The sequence below is a fragment of the Lentzea miocenica genome, from assembly GCF_033949945.1.
Taxonomy (GTDB): Bacteria; Actinomycetota; Actinomycetes; order Mycobacteriales; family Pseudonocardiaceae; genus Lentzea; species Lentzea miocenica.
Map to the genome: position 1 here is coordinate 208,860 of NZ_JAXAVW010000015.1, position 22,048 is coordinate 230,907.

Here is a 22,048-nt window from a genome sequence, read left to right on the forward strand (position 1 = left end):
GGCTGCATCGTTAACGGCGGTGAACCTCACATAGCCGTGTCGGTACTGGTCGGTAACACTGCAACGCATGATGGAGTTGGCCTTGCCCGCCGAATTCCGCCCGAACGAGTTCCCCTCGGCGTCGAGGGAACAGTGGCGTGAGCTGGTCGACGCCGTCCTCCGCAAGACCGGCGCGAGCTACGAATCGCTGGTCACGAAGACTTACGACGGCATCGAACTGCAGCCGCTCTACACCCTCGACGACGCGCTGCCCGCCTACGCTCTCGCCCCGGTGAAGCAGGGCTGGGACGTGCGCCAGCGCCACGCCGTTCCCGATCCGGTCGCCCTGATGAACGACCTGGAGGGCGGCGTCACCTCGTTGTGGCTCGCTCTTCCGGCTGATTCTCTGGAACGCGTCCTCGACGGCGTCTACCTCGACCTCGCGCCGATCACGCTCGACGGCGACGTGGACGCGGCGCGCGCGATGCTGCGGATCTACGACCAGGCGCCGCTGCTGCCGGAAGAGGTGCGCGGCAACCTCGCGCTGACGCCTTTCGGTGAGGCACTCGACGTCATCAAGGACGCTCGCAAGCAGTTCCCGTCGTTGCGGACCGTGGTGGTGGACGCGCTGCCGTTCCACGACGCAGGTGGTTCGGACTCGGAAGAGCTGGGCGCCTCTCTCGCGCTGGCGGTGTCGTACCTGCGTGCTCTGACGGACGCGGGGCTTGGCGTTGAGGAGGCCTTCGCTCAGCTGGAGTTCCGCTACGCCGCGACCGCCGACCAGTTCATGACCATTGCCAAGCTGCGCGCCGCCCGCCGCCTGTGGGCGCGCGTGGCCGAGGTGTCCGGCGTCGACGTGCCGCAGGTGCAGCACGCGGTGACGTCGTCGGCGATGATGACCCGCCGCGACCCGTGGGTGAACATGCTGCGCACCACGGTCGCGACCCTGGCCGCCGGCCTCGGTGGCGCCGACTCGGTGACGGTGCAGCCGTTCGACGCGGCCATCGGACTGCCGGACGAGTTCGCCCGCCGGGTGGCCCGCAACACGCAGAACCTGCTGCTGGAGGAGTCGCACCTCGGCGAGGTGATCGACCCCGCGGCTGGGTCCTGGTACGTGGAGAAGCTGACCGACGAGCTGGCTGTTGCCGCCTGGTCGTGGTTCCAGGAGATCGAACGGGCGGGTGGGCTGCCTGCCGCGCACGGGCTGGTCGCTGCTCGGCTCGCGGAGACGTGGGCGAAGCGGTCGGCGCGGCTGGCGGATCGCAGCGACCCGATCACGGGTGTGAGTGAGTTCCCGAACCTCGGCGAGAAGCCGGTCGTCCGCGAACCGGGGCCCGGAATCGATTCCGACTCGCAGGCCCCCAGGGGGGATGCACCCCCCATCCCAAGTGTCTCAAGCAGGTCTGACAAGTTCGGGCTGCCGAGGGTCCGTTATGCACAGGCCTTCGAAGAGCTGCGCGACCTCGCCGACGCCCAGCCCGAACGCCCGCAGGTCTTCCTCGCCACCCTCGGCCCGGTCTCCGCGCACACCGCCCGCGCCACCTTCGCCGCGAACCTCTTCAACGCCGGTGGTTTCGCCACCCCCAACGCGGGTCCGACCAAGACCGCCGACGAGGTGGCCGAGAAGTTCGCCGAGTCCGGTGCCAAGATCGCGGTCGTCTGCGGCAGCGACACCAGCTACGCCGACCTGGCCGTCGAAACCGTGGAGGCCCTGCGCAAAGCCGGCGCCGAACGGGTACTCCTGGCCGGCAAGAAGAGCGACGCCAAGGTCGACGGCTTCGTGTTCATGGGCTGCCCGGCGCTCGAGATCCTGAACAACACCTTCGAGTTCATGGGAGTGGAGCGATGATCCCCAACTTCGCGGACATCGACCTCGGCCCGCTCCCGTCGGCCAAGTACGAGACCGACCTCCCGGTGTGGGAGACGCCGGAGGGCATCGCGGTCAAGCCGGTCTACGGCCCGTCCGATGTGGACGGCCTGGACTTCCTGCGGACCTACCCCGGCGTCGCGCCGTTCCTCCGCGGCCCGTACCCGACGATGTACGTCAACCAGCCGTGGACCGTCCGCCAGTACGCGGGCTTCTCGACGGCCGAGGAGTCGAACGCCTTCTACCGCCGCAACCTCGCGGCCGGCCAAAAAGGCCTCTCCGTGGCTTTCGACCTGGCGACGCACCGCGGTTACGACTCGGACCATCCGCGCGTCGCCGGTGACGTCGGCATGGCCGGGGTGGCGATCGACTCGATCTACGACATGCGCACGCTGTTCGACGGCATTCCGCTGGACAAGATGTCCGTGTCGATGACGATGAACGGTGCGGTGCTGCCGATTCTCGCGCTGTTCGTCGTGGCGGCGGAGGAGCAGGGGGTGAAGCCGGAGCAGCTCATGGGGACCATCCAGAACGACATCCTCAAGGAGTTCATGGTCCGCAACACCTACATCTACCCGCCCGCGGCGTCGATGCGGATCATCTCCGACATCTTCAGCTACACCAGCCGGCACATGCCGAAGTACAACTCCATCTCGATCTCCGGCTACCACATGCAGGAGGCCGGAGCGACCGCCGACCTGGAGCTGGCCTACACGCTGGCGGACGGCGTCGAGTACATCCGCGCCGGTAAGGAAGCCGGGCTGGACGTCGACGCGTTCGCGCCGCGGCTCAGCTTCTTCTGGGCGATCGGCATGAACTTCTTCATGGAGATCGCCAAGATGCGGGCCGCGCGCCTGCTCTGGGCCAAGCTGGTCAACGGGTTCGAGCCGAAGAGCCAGAAGTCCCTCAGTCTGCGCACGCACTGCCAGACGAGCGGGTGGTCGCTGACGGCGCAGGACGTGTTCAACAACGTCGCGCGCACGTGCGTCGAGGCGATGGCGGCGACGCAGGGGCACACGCAGTCGTTGCACACCAACGCACTCGACGAGGCGCTCGCACTGCCCACCGACTTCTCCGCGCGCATCGCCCGCAACACGCAGCTGCTGCTCCAGCAGGAGTCCGGCACGACGCGCGTGATCGACCCGTGGGGTGGCAGCGCGTACGTCGAACGGCTGACGAACGAACTCGCCGCGAAGGCGTGGCAGCACATCACCGAGGTCGAGAAGGCCGGCGGCATGGCCCGCGCGATCGACGAGGGCATTCCCAAGCTGCGCATCGAGGAGGCCGCCGCCCGCACGCAGGCGCGCATCGACTCCGGCCGGCAGCCCGTCATCGGCGTCAACAAGTACCTGGTGAGCAACGACGAGCAGATCGACGTGCTCAAGGTCGACAATGCGGGCGTCCGCGTCCAGCAGCTGGAAAAGCTCAGGCGGTTGAAGGAAGAACGCGACCAGTCCGCTGTGGACAGTGCGCTCGACGCCCTCACGAACGCGGCGAACGGCGGTGGCAACCTGCTGGAGCTGGCGATCAACGCCGCCCGCGCCAAGGCCACCGTCGGCGAGATCTCCGAGTCGCTCGGCAAGGTGTGGGGACGGCACAGCGCGCAGATCCGCACCATTTCCGGGGTCTACCGGCAGGAGGTCGGTTCAGTGTCCAACGTGGACGCCTGCCGCGAGGTCGTCGAGGCGTTCGCGGAGGAGGAGGGTCGCCGGCCGCGCATCCTGGTCGCCAAGATGGGGCAGGACGGGCACGACCGCGGCCAGAAGGTGATCGCGACGGCGTTCGCGGACCTCGGCTTCGACGTCGACGTCGGCCCGCTGTTCCAGACGCCGGACGAGGTCGCGCGCCAGGCCACCGAGGCCGACGTGCACATCGTCGGCGTGTCCTCCCTGGCAGCGGGGCACCTCACGCTGGTGCCGGCGCTGAAGGAAGAGCTGACCAAGCTAGGCCGGGCGGACATCATGATCGTCGTCGGTGGCGTGATCCCGCCGCAGGACTTCGACGAGCTGTACGCGGCGGGCGCGGCGGCGATCTTCCCGCCGGGCACCGTGATCGCGGACGCGGCCAAGGATTTGCTGGTGAAACTCGCAGATCAGCTCGGCCATCATGGGTAGTGCGATGACCACCCACCTTCACCGGGTTCTTTCGGTGCTCAGCAGGATCCCTCGCGGTGTCTCCCCCGCGCCCCCATATGCCCGATATGAGGGCGCGGGGGAGACACCGCGATGAACCCGTCTGACCATCGAAACAACGCGCCGAAGGTGGGCGGTCACCGCACGCGGGTGATCGATGTCGCCGAGTATGCGAAGGGCGTCCTCGACGGCAATCGCGGCGTGCTGGCCAGGGCCATCACGCTGGTCGAGTCGACGCGCGCCGACCACCGGGCCAAGGCCCAGGAGCTGCTGATCGAGCTGTTGCCGAAGTCGGGCAACGCGATCAGGGTCGGCATCACCGGTGTTCCCGGCGTGGGCAAGTCGACGTTCATCGACGCGCTCGGCACCACGCTGACCGAGCGGGGGCACCGGGTCGCGGTGCTCGCCGTCGACCCGTCGTCGACCCGCACCGGCGGCAGCATTCTGGGAGACAAGACGCGCATGCAGCGGCTGTCGGTGAACCAGAAGGCGTTCATCCGGCCCTCGCCGACGTCCGGCACGCTCGGCGGGGTCGCGCAGGCCACCCGCGAGACGATCGTGCTGGTCGAGGCCGCTGGATTCGACGTGGTGCTGGTCGAGACCGTCGGTGTCGGACAGTCGGAGGTGGCCGTCGCGAACATGACGGACTGCTCGCTGTTCCTGACCCTGGCGCGCACCGGCGACCAGCTGCAGGGCATCAAGAAGGGCATCCTGGAGCTCGCGGACGTCGTCGCGGTCAACAAGGCCGACGGCGAGCACGAACTGGACGCCCGCAAGGCCGCGCGCGAACTGGCCGGTGCGCTCAAGCTGCTGCGCCCGCCGGACGCGTTGTGGCACCCGCCGGTGCTGACCTGTTCGGGCCTCACCGGTGCTGGGCTCGACGAGTTGTGGTCCCGAGTGCTGGAACACCAGGCCACCTTGAAGGACGCTGGTGAACTGGACGAACGCCGTCGCCGTCAGCAAGTCGAATGGACCTGGATGATGGTCCACGACGAACTGTGGCGGCAGGTGCGGGAGAGCACCGCGGTGCGCTCTCTGGCCCCCTCCCTGGAGGAGAAGGTCCGGTCGGGAGAGCTCACCGCCACCCTTGCGGCGGAGCAGATTCTCAAGGCGTTCCAATCGGACTCTAGGTAGGCGCTTAACTAGTTTGGGTGACCTTCGATCGTGGTATTCGAGGTAGAGTCCAGGCCATGTCGAGGTTGCTGCTGGCCTGCGTGTTCGCGCTGATGAGCGTTGTCGGGATCGCCGGTGTGGCGTCCGCGCAAGAGGCGCCGAACGCGCCCGTGGCGGCTGCGCAGCAGACGACAGCGAATCCGGGTCCGAGCGTGAACGCGCCGCAGGAACCGTCGCCTGAGATCAGGCAGGAAACCAAGCGCAAGCTGTGGATCGGCGCTATCGCCGTGGGACTGTTCGCGCTGGTCTATTACCGGAACAAGCGTCGGTGGGCGGCGTGGCGCAAGGCGCGGGCGGCCAAGAAGGGCTAGTCCGCCGGTCGTTCGAGCTGAGACGATCCCTCCCACGTGGTGGGACGGAATAGTCAAAATTAAGCGTGCTTCCCGACCATTTGCGTCATCGTTGATCGGTCAGACCGAAACTCGCTCGCCGCTCGGCGCAGCGCTGCGACCGGCCAGCCGGTTGATCATCATCAGCGCGCTGCGTCGCCAAGGTGGTGATGCAGGATGGTGGCAAATGGGTACCGATTTGAAGATCAGCACACGCTCGACCGTCGAGCGGTACTCCGACGCGCTGCTGGACCTGTCGCACTCGATCCACGCCGAGCCTGAGCTGGCCTTCGAGGAGCACCGCAGCGTCGAGAAGATCACCTCCCTGCTGGCCCGCGAGGGTTTCAAGCTCGATCGCGGCGTGGCCGGCCTCGACACCGCGTTCGTCGCGACGTTCGGCGACGGCGAACTGGTGCTGGGACTTTGTGCCGAATATGACGCTTTGCCCGAGGTCGGGCACGCGTGCGGGCACAACGTCATCGCCGCCGCTTCCGTCGGCACGGGGCTCGCGCTGCGTGACATCGCCGACCGACTGGGCATCACCATCAAGGTGATCGGCACTCCGGCCGAAGAAGTCGGCGGCGGCAAGGTGCTCATGCTGGAACGGGGCGTGTTCGACGACGTCGCGTTCTCGATGATGGTGCACCCGGCACCGTACGAGTCGTGCGCGGCGAAATCGCTGGCCATCACCGATCTCCAGGTGCACTACCAGGGCAAGCCGTCACACGCGGCCGCCGCTCCTCACCTGGGCGTCAACGCCGCGGACGCGGTGACCGTCGCGCAGATCTCGATCAGTCTGCTGCGGCAGCACTTCGAGCCCGGCCAGATGGTGAGCGGCATCGTCACCAACGGCGGCACCGTGCCGAACGTAATACCCGCCCGCGCATCAGCGATGTTCGATGTGAGGGCGGAAAATCTGGAATCGTTGCAGCGCCTGGAGAACCGGATCCGGGACTGCTTCTCCGCCGGCGCGCTCGCGACCGGCTGCACCCATGAGGTCGAGCAGGTCTCACCGATCTACGCCGAGTTGACTCCCGACCCGTGGCTCGCGGACGCCTACCGGCGTGCGGCCACTGAGCTGGGACGACGACCGCTCTCGCCCGAGCAGGAACAGCGAGAGAAGATCGGGAGCACCGACATGGGCAACGTCACCAGAGTGTTGCCCGCAATCCACCCGACCATTGCCATCGACTGCGGAGACGCGGTGAATCACCAACAAGAGTTCGCGACCGCCTGTGCCTCGGCGTCGGCGGACCGTGGGGTGCTCGAAGGAGCACTTGCCATGGCCTGGACGACGATCGCGACAGCCACCGATTCCCAGCAGCGCGCACGGCTGCTGGCCCGCGGAGGTGCGGCATGACGGTTCTGGACTCCCGTCCCTCGGGAACCTCAACTGTGAAGACGTCCACCGAGATGCTTGTCGACCCCACCGGGGTGAGCATGTCTCCTGTGGATGATCTCGGAGAGGGCCGCGGCCCCGCGTGGCTCGACGACTGGCTGAAGGCGAACGCCGCGGACGTCATCGCGTGGCGGCGTCACATCCACGCCAACCCCGAGTTGTCCCGCCGTGAGTACAACACCACCGAGCTCGTGGCCAAGCTGCTGCGCGAGGTCGGCCTCAAGCCGCGCATCCTTCCCGGCGGCACGGGCCTGATCTGCGACATCGGCAACGGCCCCCGCTGCGTGGCACTCCGCGCGGACATGGACGCACTCCCGTTGCCGGAGAACACCGGTCTGTCGTTCGCCTCCACTGTGGACGGTGTGTCGCACGCGTGCGGTCACGACGCCCACACCACGGTCCTGCTCGGCACGGCATTGGCGCTCGCCTCGGCCACCGAACTGCCCGGCCGCGTCCGGCTGGTGTTCCAGCCGGCTGAGGAGGTCATGCCGGGTGGAGCGCTGGACGTGCTGGCAGCGGGTGGTCTCGACGGCGTGGAGCGGATCTTCGGCCTGCACTGCGACCCGCGCCTGCAGGTCGGCCGGATCGGCACCCGCATCGGTGCCATCACGTCGGCCTCCGACCTGCTGGAGCTGCGGCTGTCCTCGCCGGGCGGCCACACCTCGCGCCCCCACCTGACCGCGGACCTGGTCCACGCGCTCGGCACCGTCATCACCGGCCTGCCGACGATGCTGTCGCGCCGCGTCGACCCCCGCTCCGGCACCGTCCTGGTGTGGGGCGCGGTGCACGCCGGTGAGGCGCCGAACGCGGTGCCGCAGGACGGCATGGTGCGCGGCACGCTGCGCACCGGCGACCGCGACATCTGGGCCGAGCTGGAGCCGTTGGTCAAGGACCTGGTCACGGGTCTGCTGGCGCCGACCGGCGTCGGCTTCGACCTGCACCACCGCCGCGGCGTGCCGCCGGTGGTGAACGAGCGCGAGTCCACCCAGATCCTGCGCGCCGGCATCGAGGCCGCCCTGGGCGACGACGCGCTGGCCGGCACCGAGCAGTCGTCCGGTGGCGAGGACTTCGGCTGGTACCTGGAGCACGTGCCCGGCTCGTTCGCGCGCCTCGGCGTGTGGAACGGCCAGGAGAAGCAGCGCGACCTGCACCAGCCGTCGTTCGACCTGGACGAGCGCGCGCTCCTCGTTGGTGTGCGCGTGATGGTGCACACCGCGCTGGCCGCCCTCGCCTAGGAGAGAACCCTCTCAGTTTGCGCCGTGTTGTGGCGCGTGCGGAACGAATGCGCACGCGCCACAGCGCTGTTCGGGTCCTTGCGGTCCGCCGTGTAGTACCAGTCGTAGCGGACCTCGTCCTCGGTGATCTTCACGGTGCTCACCCCGTGCGAGTCCAGTTCCACGAACTTCGCATGTGGGTTGAGCAGTTGGATCTGCGCCTCCAGCAGCACTGATCCGGTGCGCGGCGGCACCTTCAGCAGCTCGTCGAAGTTGTCGGACGTCAGTGACGTCGTGATGTACTCCGTGGCGACCGAACGGCCCTCGAACGGCACCTCGCACGCCCACGAGCTGTGGATGTCACCGGTGAGGAACACCGTGTTCCTGCGGTCGCCGAGCGCGCGCAGCACCAGTTCCCGGTCGGCGGGGAAGCCGTCCCACTGGTCGGGGTTCGACGACGGGAAGCCCGGCGCCGGCGGGATCCTGAACGGGCTGATCATCACCGAGTTGCCGACGAGCTGCCAGCGGGCGTTGTCGGTGGTGAGCCTGTTGATCAGCCAGTTGCGTTGTGCCGCACCCAGGATCGTCGTGTCCGTGCGGTACGACCGCAGGTCGAGCATGGTCAACGACGCCAGCTCGCCGAAGTGGAAACTCCGGTCCAGCTTGCCCTCGCGGATCGGCATCCACTCGAAGTAGGCCTGTGTGGCGGCGGCCATCCGCACACCCCACGGGCCCTCGGTCGCCGGATCGTGCAGCGGCGAGCCGGTGCTGGACGAGTTGTCGGCGCTCTCGTGATCGTCCCAGGTCGCGATCATCGGGTGGGCCTGGTGGATCGCCTGTACGTGCCGGTCGGTCTTGTACTGCGCGTGCCTGCGGCGGTAGTCGTTGAGCGTCACGCACTCGTGCGGCGGATCCGTCGGGCGGAGCTGCGGCGTGACCGCGTAAACGCCCTCGTAGACGTAGTCGCCGAGGTGGATCACGGCGTCGATGTCCTGCTGTGCGAGGAAGCCGTAGCCCGCGAAGTGGCCCATCGACCAGTTCGCGCACGACACGACGCCGAAGTTCAGCTCGGAGTCGCAGCCCGCTGTCTTGGTGCGCCCGACCGGCGACACGACGTCGCCGACGCGGAACCGGTACCAGTAGCGGGTGTTCGAGTGCAGGCCGTGGACCTCGACCTTCACCGTGTGGTCGCGCGCGGGCCCGGTGCGGGTGGTACCGCGCTTCACGACGCGACGGAAGTCCTCGTCGCGAGCGATCTCCCAGCGGATCGGCTCGGACGTGACGACGCGCGTCCACAGCAGGACGCCGTCCGCCAGCGGGTCGCCGGACGCGACGCCGTGCTCGAACAACGCGGTGGCGGCGCGGGCGGTACCGGTCGAAGCGGCACCGGCCACGGCTGCACCGACCAGAAAAGTTCTGCGATCAACCCCAGTCATGCCTCCAGCATGCCTGTTGTCAGCTCACGGGTTCGATCAACTGCGACCGTGCTTCCGGTGCGGCGGCACGAACAGCGTCCGCCGCCTGGTCGTCCGGTTTGGTCTGGGACGCGCGCTCGGCCTCGACGCGTGCGTTGTAGACCTCGATCTCGCGCTTGATCGCGTCCTCGTCCCAGCCGAGCACCGGCGCGACGAGCCGTGCCACCGCCTCCGCCGAGTCGACGCCGCGGTGGGCGTACTCGATGGAGATGCGCAGGCGCCGGGTCAGCACGTCCTCCAGGTGCATCGCGCCCTCGTGCGAGGCCGCGTACACCGCCTCCACCTGCAGGTAGTCGGGGGAGGCCGGGATCGGCTTGAGCAGCTCCGGGTTGTCCGAGGCGAGCGCCAGCAGTTCGTGCACCAGCGAGCCGTAGCGGTCGAGCAGGTGCCGGACGCGGTACGGGTGCAGGCCGTGCTTGGCGGCCAGCTGGTCGGCCTGGTTGATCAACGCGTGGTAGCCGTCGGCGCCGACCAGCGGCACCTTGTCCGTGATGGACGGCTGGATCCGGCCCGGCAGGTCCACGTGCGCCGCGTCGATCGCGTCCGCGCCCATCACCCGGTACGTCGTGTACTTGCCGCCCGCGATCGCGACCAGGCCCGGAGCGACCCGTGCGACCGCGTGCTCGCGCGAAAGCTTCGACGTCGAATCGGATTCGCCCGCCAGCAACGGACGCAGGCCCGCGTAGACGCCCTCGATGTCGTCGTGCGTCAACGGAGTCGCGAGTACCGAGTTCACGTGCTCGAGGATGTAGTCGATGTCGTGCTTGGTCGCCGCGGGGTGCGCCAGGTCGAGGTTCCAGTCGGTGTCCGTGGTGCCGACGATCCAGTGGTTGCGCCACGGGATCACGAACAGCACGGACTTCTCGGTGCGCAGGATCATGCCCGCCTCGGCCACGATCCGGTCGCGCGGCACCACGATGTGGACGCCCTTCGACGCCCGCACCCGGAACCGCCCACGCGAACCGGACAACCGCTGCAGCTCGTCCGTCCACACGCCCGTCGCGTTGATCACCGCGTGCGCCCGCACGTCGGTCTCGCGACCGTCCTCGACATCCCGTACGCGCACACCGGACACGCGGTCCGCCTCGCGCAGGAACCCGACGACCTGGGTCGACGTGCGCACGACGGCGCCGTAGTGCGCGGCGGTGCGGCCGACCATCATCGTGTGCCGTGCGTCGTCGGCTTGTGCGTCGTAGTAACGGATTCCGCCGATCAGCGCGTCGCGCTTCAGCGCGGGGACCAGCCGGAGTGCACCCGCACGGGTGAGATGTTTCTGACCCGGCACGGACCGGGCGCCGCCCATCGTGTCGTAGAGGAACAGCCCGGCCGCCGAATACGGGCGCTCCCACAGCCGGTTGCTCAACGGGTAGAGGAACGCGACCGGCTTCACCAGGTGGGGCGCGATCCGCGTCAGCATCAGCTCGCGCTCGCGCAGTGCCTCGCGCACCAGACCGAACTCCAGCTGCTCCAGGTAGCGCAGGCCGCCGTGGAAGAGCTTGGAGGACCGGCTGGACGTGCCGGACGCCAGGTCGCGGGCCTCGACGAGCGCCACCCGCAACCCGCGTGTCGCCGCGTCGAGTGCCGCACCGACGCCGACCACACCACCGCCGATCACGACGACGTCGAACGTCTCGGCCTCCAGCCGCCGCCACGACTCCTCACGCTCGGCTGGGCCGAGCCTGCCGGTGATCGGTGGGGCGGTGTGGACTTGCGGTGCTGCACCTGCGTTTTTGCGCGTGGCCACGGCAGACGCCTCCCTGTGACGACTCGCGGATCACGTTACCTTCAGCGGCGTCCGCTCGCCCATGGGCGAGCGGTCCAGAACCTTATGGCCTGAAAACGGCCCGACCCCAGCTGCTTGGCGTAGACAACTGATCAGCGCGGTAATAGCGTCCGAGCACGTTCTAGGAGGGCGGCGCGGCCCTGACCTCGGGTTTGCGCGTCCTCCTCGGCCGCAAACGAAGGAGGTCGACGATGAGTGCAGGCTCGATCTTCGTCTGGGAGATGCTGGGGACGGCGATCCTCATTCTCCTGGGCACCGGTGTCGTCGCGAACCAAGTGCTCAAAGACACTCTCGGCAACAGCACCGGGTTCCTGTTCGTCAACGTCGGCTGGGCGTTCGCCGTCTTCACCGGCGCGAGCATCGCCAACCCCAGCGGCGCCCACCTCAACCCCGCCGTGACGCTGGGACTCGCGATCGCGGACAAGACACCGTGGGGCGACGTTCCGTTCTACGTCCTCGGTCAGATGGTCGGCGCGATCATCGGCGCGATGCTTTGCTGGGCGACGTACAAGAAGCAGTTCGACACGCACGACGAGCCGCAGAACACGCTCGGGATCTTCTCCACCGGGCCGACGGTTCCGGACCGGGTGTGGAACCTCGTGTCCGAGATCATCGGCACGTTCGTGCTGGTCGCGTGGATCCTGTTGTCGCCGGCCGCGAAGATGGGTGACGGCGGCGTGCCGCAGTTCGGCAACTCCGCACTGGGGTACGCGGGCGTCGCGTTCGTCGTCCTGGTGATCGGTACGTCGCTCGGTGGCCCGACCGGCTACGCCATCAACCCCGCGCGTGACCTCGGTCCGCGCATCGCCTACGCGTTCATGATGCCGATCCACAACAAGGGCAACGCCAACTGGGGCTACTCCTGGGTGCCCGTGGTCGGTCCGCTGGTGGGTGCCGCACTCGCCGCGTTGCTCTTCCTGGTTCTCCCGGTCTGAAAGGACTTTCCGCAATGACCCAGTACGTGGCCGCGATCGACCAGGGCACCACGTCGACCCGTTGCATGATCTTCGACCACTCCGGCCGGGTGGTCTCGGTCGACCAGAAGGAACACGAGCAGATCTTCCCCAAGGCTGGTTGGGTCGAGCACAACCCGATGGAGGTCTGGCAGAACACCCGCCAGGTCGCCGCCGGCGCGCTCGCGAAGGCGGATCTGTCCACTTCGGACATCGCCGCCGTCGGCATCACCAACCAGCGCGAGACCGCGGTGGTGTGGGACAAGAACACCGGCGAGCCCGTGTACAACGCCATCGTGTGGCAGGACACCCGCACCGACAAGATCGTGCAGGAGCTGGGTGCGCTCGGCGGCGGGCAGGAGCGCTACCGGCCCAAGGTCGGGCTGCCGCTCGCGACCTACTTCTCCGGGCCCAAGGTCCGCTGGATCCTCGACAACGTCGAAGGCGCGCGGGAGAAGGCCGAGGCCGGCGACCTGCTGTTCGGCAACATGGACACGTGGGTGCTGTGGAACATGACGGGCGGCACCGACGGCGGCGTGCACGTCACCGACCCGACGAACGCGTCGCGCACCATGCTGATGGACCTCGACACGCTGCAGTGGGACTCCGGCATCGCCGCGGACATGGGCATTCCGATGTCGATGCTGCCGGAGATCCGGTCCTCGTCCGAGGTCTACGGCCAGGTGCGCGAGCGCGGTGCGCTGGCGGGAGTGGCGATCGCCGGCATCCTCGGCGACCAGCAGGCGGCGACGTTCGGCCAGGCCTGCCTGTCGCCCGGCGAAGCCAAGAACACCTACGGCACCGGCAACTTCATGCTGCTCAACACCGGCACCGAGAAGGTGATGAGCGAGAACGGACTGCTCACCACCGTCTGCTACAAGATCGGTGACGCCGCGCCCGTCTACGCGCTGGAGGGGTCGATCGCGGTCACCGGTTCGCTGGTGCAGTGGCTGCGCGACAACCTCGGCATGATCGGGAGCGCGGCCGAGATCGAGGAGCACGCGCGGTCCGTGGAGGACAACGGCGGCGCGTACTTCGTGCCCGCGTTCTCCGGCCTGTTCGCGCCGTACTGGCGTTCCGACGCCCGTGGCGCGATCGTCGGCCTGACCCGGTTCGTCAACAAGGGCCACCTCGCGCGGGCCGTGCTGGAGGCGACGGCCTTCCAGACGCGGGAGGTGCTCGACGCCATGAACGCGGACTCCGGCGTCGACCTGACGGCGTTGAAGGTCGACGGCGGCATGGTCGTGAACGAGCTGCTGATGCAGTTCCAGGCCGACATCCTCGGCGTGCCGGTGATCAGGCCGGTCGTCGCCGAGACCACCGCGCTGGGTGCGGCCTACGCGGCGGGTCTCGCGGTCGGGTTCTGGAAGACCGAGGACGAGATCCGCGAGAACTGGGCTCAGGACAAGCAGTGGGAGCCGCAGATGGACGAGGCTCGCCGCACGTCCGAGTACGCCAACTGGAAGAAGGCCGTCACGAAGACGTTCGACTGGGTCGAGGACTGAGTCCGCTGAGCCGCTGAGTTACTGAGCAGGGGCTGCGTGCACGATCACGTTGTCGCGAGTGCCGCACGTGATCAGCCGCAGCCCCTGCTCGTCCGCGTCCTTCGCCACAGCTTCGGCGAAGTAGTCGTCGCGGATGATCCTCTCGGTGCGCGTCACGGTGAAGCGGGCGACCGAACCGTCCTTCTTGGACACTTCGAGCAGGTCGCCTTGCTGCAGGTCGTTCAGCCGGAAGAACACGCCCCTGGCCTTGTTGCTCTCGATCCGCCCGACGACGATCCACTGCTGCGGATGCGTTTGGTGCCAACCGGCCTGCATGCCCTCGCTGGCGGGCGGCATCTGGACCACGCCCTGCTGGTCGAGGCCGAGCTGGACCAGGGACGACCGCACGCCGATCCGTTCGATCCTCAGTTCCATCGGATCGGACTTGCCGAGCGGTGACACCACCGGCGGCGGAGCGCTGTCGCTCGTCGCCGCCGACGGCTTCGGTGCAGGAGCCTGCGAACAGGCGGTGGCCAGCGCCACGCACAGCACCGCGATCAAGACACGAGTCCCCACGGACTCATTGACGCACATCCGGTGGGTTCGTTGCTCGCCCGGTCGAGACGGCGCCGAAATGTGATCAGCGTGATCACGCGGTGCCGCCACCACCGGTCTGCGGGGCGCCCTTCGGCTTCACGATCGGCGCCTTCGGCCTGGGCTTCTCGGTGACGGTGGTGGGCGGCTGCGTCGGTTCCGGCGTCTTCGGCAGGACCGTGAGCTGCCGGTACGTGTGGGTGCCGAAGCAGAGCATCGCCACCTGGTACGTCCCCGGCGTGTCGACGGCCTTGGCCGTGCCGCTCCAGGTGCCGTCCGCCTGCTGCTTCAGCTCGATGCGCGAGACGAAACCAGGAGAGTTCGCCGCGTCGCCGCAGCCCGACTTCGCGGTCTTCCTGACGGTGACCTCGCCGCCGGCCTCGACCTGGTTCTTGTCCAGGAAGAAGGTGAGCTCGTCCGTCTGCACGACCTTGAACGGCCTCACGACCTTCTCCCCGCCGCAGGTCATCTCGGCGGTGTAGCTGCCGGGAACCCAGCCGGCCTGGGCGGTGGCGCGCATGATGTTCGGCGGGTCGAGCTCGAACTCGGTCGAGGTTCCGTTGATGAAGGCGTTCGAGGTCGCCTTGCCCTCGCACCTGTCGGCGGCGTCGTAGGCGAGGTTGATGGTCTCGGCCATCCCGTACACCGCCTTGTCGAGCTCGAAGCCCGCGTTCGTCTGCGCGCTCGCGAACGGTGCGAACGCGAGGGTGGCGGCGATCGCGGCCAGTCCGGAGATGGTTCTGGTGTTCTTCATTTCTTTTTCCCCCATGGTTTTCTGGCGATGCTCAGATGAGCGTCGCGTAGACGATGACGTTGTCCCGGTAGCTGCGTGCTGCCTGGTCGTAACTGCCCCCGCAGGTGATCAGGCGCAGCTCGGGTACGTCGGTGTCGCCGTAGACGGCCTCCGTGGGGAAGCTGTCCTTGGCGATCTGTTCCTTCTTGTGCACGCGGAACTTCGCCGTGGTGCCGTCCTTTCTGGACACCACGATCTCGTCTCCCGTGACGAGTTCCTTGAGCCGGAAGAAGATTCCCGGCTGCTTGTTGCCGTCGACGTGACCGAGGACGACGGCGGGTCCTGCCTCACCCGGCGTCCTCGCGTGCCGGTACCAGCCCGCCTGCATCGGCTTTTCGACCGGCGGTACCTCGACGGTCTCGTCGGCGTTGAGTCCCAGTGGTACCAACGACGACACCGCGTCGATCTTCGGGATGCGGATCTCGGCCGGTTCCGACGATGGCAGGCCACGAGCGTCCGGAGTGGACGTTGCCGAAGTCGCTGGTGCCGAAGTCGTTGGTGCGGGCGGAAGTTCGGATGCCTGGGGAGAAGCGCAGCCGGTCAGCGCCAGGGCCGACAGCAGTACGCCGGCCAGGAGGCGCTTCATCGTGCCGCGGCGGCGGTGAAGGTGCGGGTGACGTTCTTGCCCTCGCACGTGGTGCTCGCGGCGTAGGAACCGGGCGTGCCGATCACTTCGCCGATGCCGATCCACGAGCCGTCGGCGTTCTGGTGGGTGAACTCGATCGGTGCGACGAATCCCTTCGACGTCACCGGATCGGTGCACTTCGACAGGGCCGACCTCAGGACCACGACCATGCCGCCGGGCGCGGTGGTCCTTTGTGGAATGACGAACAGGTCGGCGCCGGCGAGCTCGGTGCCGGTCTGCGCGCTCGACGACTGTGCAAAAGCGAACGCAACCCCCAGTGCGACCACAGCCGCGAAAATGCGCTTCATTTTTTCTCCCCCGGCTTTGTACTTGCACACCGAAGACGCCCTTGCGGGCGCCCCGGTTGCCAGGGAAGTTCGGTGTTACCTAGTCGAGATCGTCGTGCCGCATGAGCTGGCGGCCGGCCTCGGTGATGGAGCCCGAAAGCGACGGGTAGACCGAGAACGTGGTGGCGAGGTGCTCGACGGTGAGCTGGTTCTGCACGGCCAGCGCGATCGGCAGGATGAGCTCGCTCGCGTTGGGTGCGACGACCACGCCGCCGATGACGACACCGGTGGCAGGGCGGCAGAACAGCTTCACGAAGCCGCGGCGCAGACCCTCCATCTTGGCGCGGGGGTTCGTGGCGAGCGGCAGCATGATCGTGCGCGCGGGCACCTCACCCGAGTCGATCGCCTGCTGGCTGATGCCGACGCTGGCGATCTCGGGGTTGGTGAAGACGTTCGCGGCGACGGTCTTGAGCTTGATCGGGCTGACGCCCTCGCCCAGCGCGTGCCACATCGCGATGCGGCCCTGCATGGCGGCCACGGACGCGAGCAACAGCACACCGGTGCAGTCGCCGGCCGCGTAGACGCCGCTGACGTTGGTCCGGCTGACGCGGTCGACCGGGATGTACCCGCCGCGGCCGAGCTCGATGCCGATCTTCTCGAGGCCGATGTCGGTCGAGTTCGGCACGGAGCCGACGGTCATCAGGGCGTGCGATGCCTCGATCGTGCGACCGTCTTCCAGGTGGATCAGGACACCGTCGCCGGTGTTCTCGACCCGGTCCGCGCGGGCGTGCTTGACGACGGCCGTGCCGCGCTCGGCGAACACGTCCTCCAGCACCGCGGCCGCGTCGGCGTCCTCGTGGGGGAGCACGCGGTCCCGGCTGGAGACCATCGTCACCTTCACGCCCATCTCGGTGTAGGCGCTGGCGAACTCGACACCGGTCACACCGGAGCCGATGACCGCGAGGTGCTCGGGAAGTTCCGGCAGGTCGTAGATCTGCCGCCAGGTGAGGATCCGCTTGCCGTCCGGCTCCGCGCCGCCGAGCACGCGGGGCGTGGCGCCCGTTGCGATGAGCACCACATCCGCGCTGAGGATCTCTTCCTCACCGCTGGCGCTGATGGCGACGACCTGGTGCTGGGCGAGCCCTCGCGAGTCGTCCGCGAACTTCGCGCGCCCGTTGATCAGCCGCACGCCCTCGCGCTGCAACCGCGCCCGCACGTCCGCGGACTGCGCCAGGGCGAGGCCCTTGACCCGTCCGTGGACCACCGGCAGGTCGACCGCCGCCTGGTCGTTGTTGGTCTGAATGCCCAGCTCACCGGCGTTGCGGAAGGCACTGCGAGCGCCCGCTGAAGCGATGAAGGTCTTGGACGGCACGCAGTCGTACAACACGCACGCGCCACCGGCTCCGTCGTTCTCGACCACGGTCACGTCGGCGCCGTGCTGCGCAGCGACCAGGGCTGCCTCGTAACCTGCGGGTCCGCCGCCCATGATGACGATGCGGGTCACGATCAGTTCCCTTCTGCGCGCTTGCTGGCCGGCACAACCGTACGCGTTGGCCGAATCGCCCGTGTCGTCAGTACCGAAAGCTGATCGTTGGGTCGCTACGCTGTCGGACGTGCCGCTCTATGCCGCGTACGGGTCGAACATGGATCCGAACCAGATGATGGAGCGAGCCCCGTACTCCCCGCTCGCGGGGACCGGCTGGCTCGTCGGTTGGCGTCTGACGTTCGGTGGCGAGGACCTCGGCTGGGAGGGCGCTCTCGCGACGATCGTCGAGGAGCCTGACCAGCAGACGTTCTGCGTCCTTTACGACGTCTCGCCCCGCGATGAGTCGCGCCTGGACCGTTGGGAGGGCGCGCTCGGTCTCTACAAGAAGATCCGGCTGCGCGTGCAGACCCTCGAGGGGTCCGTGGTGGCCTGGCTCTACGTGCTGGACGCCTACGAGGGCGGGCTGCCTTCCGCCCGCTACATCGGGGTGGTCGCGGACGCGGCCGAGGCCGCTGGGGCGCCGGACGACTACGTGAACGACCTGCGAACCCGTCCCTGCTCGGGCATCGGACCCTGATCCCGCCTGTTGGGGCGTCTGCAAGTACCCCCAACTCAACATCAACAGGCCGGTAACCACACCCAACCTGTTCGGTAGTCACCGAACAGGTTGGGTGTGGTTACCGGCGGTTCGATCATCGGTTGGGGGTACTTGCAGACGCCATCAAGCCGGCGAGGTGCCCGCGGCTTCCGCCAGCAGCTCCACCAGGTGGTGGTGCAGGCGGCGGTAGTCGACCGGCGTGATGGTCGACCAGGGCGGCTGTCCCTCTGCCGCCCGGCGCATCTGCAGGTAGCGGCCCTTCGGCGTGTCGTAGAACGCCACGACGCGGTCCGGGCGCACCCGCTTGCCCCACTTGTCGCGGGCGGCCGCGCCGAACTGGCCCCGGTTCGAGGCGTCGCGGACCATCTCGGCCAGCGTGTGGGCGTCGTGGTTGCGCACGCCGCGGCTCAGCAGGGACGACTCCAGGTCCTCCGGCGAGGTCGCTGAGGCGGCTGCTGCGTCCAGGTCGGCCGAGGGCAGGGTGATCGAGTGACCCTCGCCCGCCGCAGCCGCGGGGAGGGCGGTGAGGGCCTCGCGGGGCAGGCCGTCGGCTTCGGCCGGGCGCAGGACCAGCTGGCCGGTGTCCAGCACGGCCAGCACGCCTGCCTGGCCCTTGCCCGCGGCCAGGAGGCGGACGCTGCGTTCGCCGAGCCACATGCGGGCGTCGATCTCCTGCTGCGGCCGGTTCAGCACGTGCAGCAGGTCTTCGAGGGTCGGGTCCAGGGAACGCGGGCCACCTAAGCCGCGCGCTCCCAGCTGGCGCCACACCTGGTCCTCGATGCCCCTGCGCTCCTCGCGGGTCTTGCCGGGCGAGGGGACCTTCAGGACGAGCGGCATCGTCTCCAGGCCCAGGTGTTCCCAGAGGACGTCGAACTCCAGCGTGGAGATGATCACCGGGTCGCGCGTGTCGCTCGTCCCGGCGTCCAAGCCGAACAGAGTCATCAGTCGGTCGTGCTCTCCCCGATTACCGGCATCGTGTAGCTGCCGACGCCGTAGATGTCGTCCCGTTCACGCAGGTAGTCGGCCGCCTTGTGCTCCATGTCCTCTTCGTCCTCGCCCTTGCGCGGGCCCATGCCGCCGAACGGGTCGAACGACTGAGGCATCGGCACGGCCCTGCGGTGCACCTGGTCGTTGTTGGACGCGCCGACAGTGCCCATCGGGCCCATGGCGGACCCGGAGGCGTTGGCGATGCCGGCGGCGTGGCCCTGGTTCATGACCGTGCCCATCGCGGCCCCGGAGGCGGCGGTCGCGCCGTCCTCCATCTGCTTCGGCTCCGAACCGGAGCCCGAACCCGAACGGCCGGAGCGCTGACCCGGCACGGCGACACCCGCGGTGCCCGTGCCGCCGGGACCGGACGTGCCGGTCGACGACACCGAGGTCGTGGTGCCCTTCGAGGACGAGGCGGCAGGTGCAGACACGCCGGACGTGCGCGTTGAGGTGCCAGGAGTGGTGGTCGTGGTGGTGGTGGTGGTGGTGCGTGGCGGCGTGACGGCGGTCGTGCGAGTGCCCGAACCGGGACGACTGCCACGCGTGGCGCCACCGGTCGAGCCGTGCGGGCCACCGACCCAGACTCCGGCCGTGCCGACCTGCGCACCGCCGCCGTGCACCACGGAGGTGCCACTGATCTGCAGCTGCGGCGGCTGGCTGAACTGGCCCAGCGTCGAGGTGTTCGAAGTCGTGGACGACGCGTAGGTGGACATGACCTCACGGGCGCGGCGCTCGGCGGCGTCCTGGGCCGCCTCCTGCTTCTCGTGGTCGGTCTGGCCGCCGAAGAGGTGAGTGAGGCCCGTGACCAGGGCACCCGGCTGTTCCGCGGTCACTTTGACCGGGGCCGGCATGTCCGCGCGTGCCTTCGAGACGTACCCCGCCTGCAGTTCGGCCGAGTAGCGCATCACGTCAGAGCCGGTCCGGGCGCTGTCGGCCCAGGCGGCGATCGGGTTCAGGCCGGCCTGCGCGATCTCGGAGGCCTTGCCCGTCCACTTCGCGCCGGACGACGTGATGCCCGAGTGCAGGTCGTCGTTGATCTCGGTCAGCGCGGCCGACACGCCCTGCCAGCGCTCCATCGACGCGAACGACGCGGAGGGGCCCGGACCTGCGTGGATGCGCTCGTAGAGTTCCTTGTGGCTGTAACCCTGCCAGCGGTGATCTGCCATGGTCAGCACCCGCTCTTGTTCATCATGCCCGTGTTGTCACCCTCGACCACCTGGTACTGGCGTTCGATCTGGTTGAGGTTGTCCATCGCGGTCTTGAGCTGCTTCTGGTAGTTCAGCAGCGCCTGCAGCCCCGAGTCGCCGTCGGTGATCGACCGGTCGTTGAACTTCTCGGCGGCTTCCTGGCTGACCGGATCGCCTGCCCACGGCCGCACGCGGAACTCCGTGATCGCCATCTCGATCTGCTTGTCGAGCTTGGTGAGCGCGGCGGAGAACGTGTTGCGCAACGCGGGAATCGCCTCTGGTTCCACGTTCAGCTCATGGCTGACGGGTGGCGAGGAGTCTGCCCCGCTGCGTCCCCCTGGCGGCATGGTGAAACCTCCGGCGGTTGTGCGTACAAGCGCTTCGTCACTCTAACCACCGAAGGTAACGCTGGGGAGTGCGATCAGTGACATCCGCCCGTGTGGGTCAGCGCTTCTGGAGCAAACTGGCCATCGCCGCCTCTGCCACCCGCTGGGCGCCGAGGCAAAGATGATCTTGTTGTACCGCAGTGGAATTCCCGCCGTCGCGGAACATGACGTCGAGGAACTGGCCCTCGGCCACGTCGATCTCCACGTTGCAGATGTCGTGCACGTCGGGTGTGCGGACGGTAATCGCCGCAAATCCCTCGATCGAGCTCACGCTGTACTCCACCTGGGCGTTCTCGGAGAGCCACACGTCGGCCCCCGAGACCAGCACCAGCGCGAGGCGGGCGACGTTGCCGCTCGTCGTGCTGCGGATCGTGCACGCCTTCGCGCCGCCGAAGCTCGGCTCCACGTACGCGCTGGGCGGGTTGTCCAGGCTCAGCGAGGTGAGCTGGTCGGGGCTGAGCACCGCGCACGGGTCGACGGCGTCGAGCGGCACGTCCCGCGGCCGCTGGGGGAAGTCCATCCGCGAGACCGACGTCGTCGGCGGTGGCGGCGGCGGGGTGGTCAGCGAGCTCTGTTCAGGCGCGGCCGTGCATCCGGCCAGCGCCACCACGACGATGAGGAGCGCGGTGATCCGCATGGCCGGTCACCGTAGCTGCTCCGGAGCCGGGTCTGTAGCCAGGCGAGACCACAGCAACATGTCTTCTCGCTGATCATCGACGATCGCCTCCTCGCGAAGACGACCCTCCAGGGTGAACCCGCACTTCTCCGCGACCCGCTGCGACGCCTTGTTCGACACGGCGTGCCGGTAGGTGATCCGGTGCAGCTCCATCGCGCCGTACGCCCAGCCCAGCACGGAGTTGAGCGCGGCGGTCAGCACGCCCTTGCCGCGGTGCTTCGGCTGCGTCCAGCACATGATCTCGGCGAGCCCGGCCTGGACGTCGATGTCCCGGAACGCGACGCCCGCCAGCACCTCGGCCGTGGTCGCGTCGCACACCGCCCACGACCAGCGGTAGTCGTTCTTCCAGCCGCTGGTCAGGAAGTTGAGGAAGAGCTCAGCGGCCCCGGCGCCGTCGATGCCCATCCGCCCCAGGTAGCGACGGGTCTCCTCGTCCGCGAACGCCTCGATGATCGCCTGGACGTCGCTGATGCGGTCGTCGTGGCGGAAGGCGCGCAGGTAGTACTCGCCCGTGTTGATCTCGACTGGCTCCACGGCCAGGAGGCTAGTGGTGTGGCGCGGAACGCTGCCGGGGGATTCGCGGTTTGCCGTGAGGCGCCCTGCTGAGCGTGGACTGCCTCGCCGACGTTCCGGGTCGCGCC

21 protein-coding genes are annotated in these 22,048 nt (G+C 68.4%); 9 read left to right on the forward strand and 12 right to left on the reverse strand.

What is annotated here, in order from left to right:
• Positions 1-67 precede the first annotated feature (67 nt).
• The 6 genes from SK803_RS20175 to SK803_RS20200 all read left to right on the forward strand — a co-directional run bounded on the left by SK803_RS20175 (position 68) and on the right by SK803_RS20200 (position 8,114).
• Positions 68-1,828: a methylmalonyl-CoA mutase family protein gene (locus tag SK803_RS20175; RefSeq protein ID WP_319967570.1), complete on the forward strand. Its 1,761-nt coding sequence runs from the start codon at positions 68-70 to the stop codon at positions 1,826-1,828.
• Complete coding sequence (scpA, locus tag SK803_RS20180) at positions 1,825-3,960, forward strand: methylmalonyl-CoA mutase (protein ID WP_319967571.1); 2,136 nt, start codon at positions 1,825-1,827, stop codon at positions 3,958-3,960. The genes SK803_RS20175 and scpA overlap by 4 nt, the downstream gene beginning before the upstream one ends.
• A 111-nt stretch (positions 3,961-4,071) precedes the next feature.
• Positions 4,072-5,112 carry a methylmalonyl Co-A mutase-associated GTPase MeaB gene (gene meaB / locus SK803_RS20185; protein WP_319967572.1) on the forward strand — a complete coding sequence of 347 codons (1,041 nt, stop codon included), beginning with the start codon at positions 4,072-4,074 and terminating at the stop codon, positions 5,110-5,112.
• Positions 5,113-5,168: 56 nt separating this feature from the next.
• The gene (locus SK803_RS20190; protein ID WP_319967573.1) at positions 5,169-5,462 is read left to right on the forward strand and encodes a hypothetical protein; all 294 of its coding nucleotides are present in this window, start codon (positions 5,169-5,171) and stop codon (positions 5,460-5,462) included.
• Between the two features lie 205 nt (positions 5,463-5,667).
• Positions 5,668-6,840 (forward strand): M20 family metallopeptidase, encoded by a 1,173-nt coding sequence (locus tag SK803_RS20195; protein ID WP_319967574.1) that lies wholly within the window; start codon positions 5,668-5,670, stop codon positions 6,838-6,840.
• Positions 6,837-8,114 (forward strand): M20 family metallopeptidase, encoded by a 1,278-nt coding sequence (locus SK803_RS20200; RefSeq protein WP_319967575.1) that lies wholly within the window; start codon positions 6,837-6,839, stop codon positions 8,112-8,114. The genes SK803_RS20195 and SK803_RS20200 overlap by 4 nt, the downstream gene beginning before the upstream one ends.
• On the opposite strand, the gene SK803_RS20205 is transcribed toward SK803_RS20200, so the two are convergent.
• Together SK803_RS20205 and SK803_RS20210 are read right to left on the reverse strand one after the other, a co-directional pair.
• Positions 8,111-9,529, reverse strand: a complete 1,419-nt coding sequence (locus tag SK803_RS20205; protein WP_319967576.1) for an alkaline phosphatase D family protein — start codon at positions 9,527-9,529, stop codon at positions 8,111-8,113. The genes SK803_RS20200 and SK803_RS20205 overlap by 4 nt on opposite strands.
• Before the next feature lie 19 nt (positions 9,530-9,548).
• Complete coding sequence (locus SK803_RS20210; RefSeq protein ID WP_319967598.1) at positions 9,549-11,258, reverse strand: glycerol-3-phosphate dehydrogenase/oxidase; 1,710 nt, start codon at positions 11,256-11,258, stop codon at positions 9,549-9,551.
• 284 nt (positions 11,259-11,542) lie between these two features.
• On the opposite strand from SK803_RS20210, the gene SK803_RS20215 reads away from it, so the two are divergent.
• Complete coding sequence (locus SK803_RS20215) at positions 11,543-12,286, forward strand: MIP/aquaporin family protein (RefSeq protein ID WP_319967577.1); 744 nt, start codon at positions 11,543-11,545, stop codon at positions 12,284-12,286.
• A gap of 14 nt (positions 12,287-12,300) precedes the next feature.
• Entirely contained in the window at positions 12,301-13,809 is a 1,509-nt protein-coding gene (glpK, locus tag SK803_RS20220) for a glycerol kinase GlpK (protein WP_319967578.1), read from the forward strand.
• 18 nt (positions 13,810-13,827) lie between these two features.
• Here glpK and SK803_RS20225 read toward each other — a convergent pair whose 3' ends face one another.
• The 5 genes from SK803_RS20225 to SK803_RS20245 all read right to left on the reverse strand — a co-directional run bounded on the left by SK803_RS20225 (position 13,828) and on the right by SK803_RS20245 (position 17,591).
• Positions 13,828-14,364, reverse strand: coding sequence for a sortase domain-containing protein (locus SK803_RS20225; RefSeq protein WP_319967579.1), 537 nt, complete (start codon positions 14,362-14,364; stop codon positions 13,828-13,830).
• Positions 14,365-14,437: 73 nt separating this feature from the next.
• The gene (locus SK803_RS20230; RefSeq protein WP_319967580.1) at positions 14,438-15,136 is read right to left on the reverse strand and encodes a hypothetical protein; all 699 of its coding nucleotides are present in this window, start codon (positions 15,134-15,136) and stop codon (positions 14,438-14,440) included.
• Positions 15,137-15,167: 31 nt separating this feature from the next.
• The gene (locus SK803_RS20235; RefSeq protein WP_319967581.1) at positions 15,168-15,761 is read right to left on the reverse strand and encodes a class F sortase; all 594 of its coding nucleotides are present in this window, start codon (positions 15,759-15,761) and stop codon (positions 15,168-15,170) included.
• The gene (locus SK803_RS20240; RefSeq protein WP_319967582.1) at positions 15,758-16,108 is read right to left on the reverse strand and encodes a hypothetical protein; all 351 of its coding nucleotides are present in this window, start codon (positions 16,106-16,108) and stop codon (positions 15,758-15,760) included. Before SK803_RS20240 ends, SK803_RS20235 begins: the two co-directional genes overlap by 4 nt.
• Positions 16,109-16,187: 79 nt before the next feature.
• Entirely contained in the window at positions 16,188-17,591 is a 1,404-nt protein-coding gene (locus SK803_RS20245; protein ID WP_319967583.1) for an NAD(P)H-quinone dehydrogenase, read from the reverse strand.
• 109 nt (positions 17,592-17,700) lie between these two features.
• Between SK803_RS20245 and SK803_RS20250 the strand changes: the two genes are divergently transcribed.
• Positions 17,701-18,150 (forward strand): gamma-glutamylcyclotransferase family protein, encoded by a 450-nt coding sequence (locus SK803_RS20250; protein WP_319967584.1) that lies wholly within the window; start codon positions 17,701-17,703, stop codon positions 18,148-18,150.
• Between the two features lie 144 nt (positions 18,151-18,294).
• Here the strand turns inward: SK803_RS20250 and SK803_RS20255 are convergent, their stop codons facing one another.
• From SK803_RS20255 to SK803_RS20275, 5 genes are all read right to left on the reverse strand, one after another.
• A complete protein-coding gene (locus tag SK803_RS20255; protein ID WP_319967585.1) occupies positions 18,295-19,113 on the reverse strand; it encodes an ESX secretion-associated protein EspG in 819 nt (272 codons plus the stop codon).
• On the reverse strand, positions 19,113-20,324 hold the full coding sequence (locus tag SK803_RS20260; protein WP_319967586.1) for a PPE domain-containing protein: 1,212 nt from the start codon (positions 20,322-20,324) through the stop codon (positions 19,113-19,115). The genes SK803_RS20255 and SK803_RS20260 overlap by 1 nt, the downstream gene beginning before the upstream one ends.
• Before the next feature lie 2 nt (positions 20,325-20,326).
• The gene (locus SK803_RS20265; protein ID WP_319967587.1) at positions 20,327-20,692 is read right to left on the reverse strand and encodes a transcriptional regulator; all 366 of its coding nucleotides are present in this window, start codon (positions 20,690-20,692) and stop codon (positions 20,327-20,329) included.
• 97 nt (positions 20,693-20,789) lie between these two features.
• Positions 20,790-21,368, reverse strand: coding sequence for a DUF3558 domain-containing protein (locus SK803_RS20270; RefSeq protein WP_319967588.1), 579 nt, complete (start codon positions 21,366-21,368; stop codon positions 20,790-20,792).
• A 6-nt stretch (positions 21,369-21,374) separates the two neighbouring features.
• The gene (locus SK803_RS20275) at positions 21,375-21,941 is read right to left on the reverse strand and encodes a GNAT family N-acetyltransferase (protein ID WP_319967589.1); all 567 of its coding nucleotides are present in this window, start codon (positions 21,939-21,941) and stop codon (positions 21,375-21,377) included.
• Positions 21,942-22,048 lie beyond the last annotated feature (107 nt).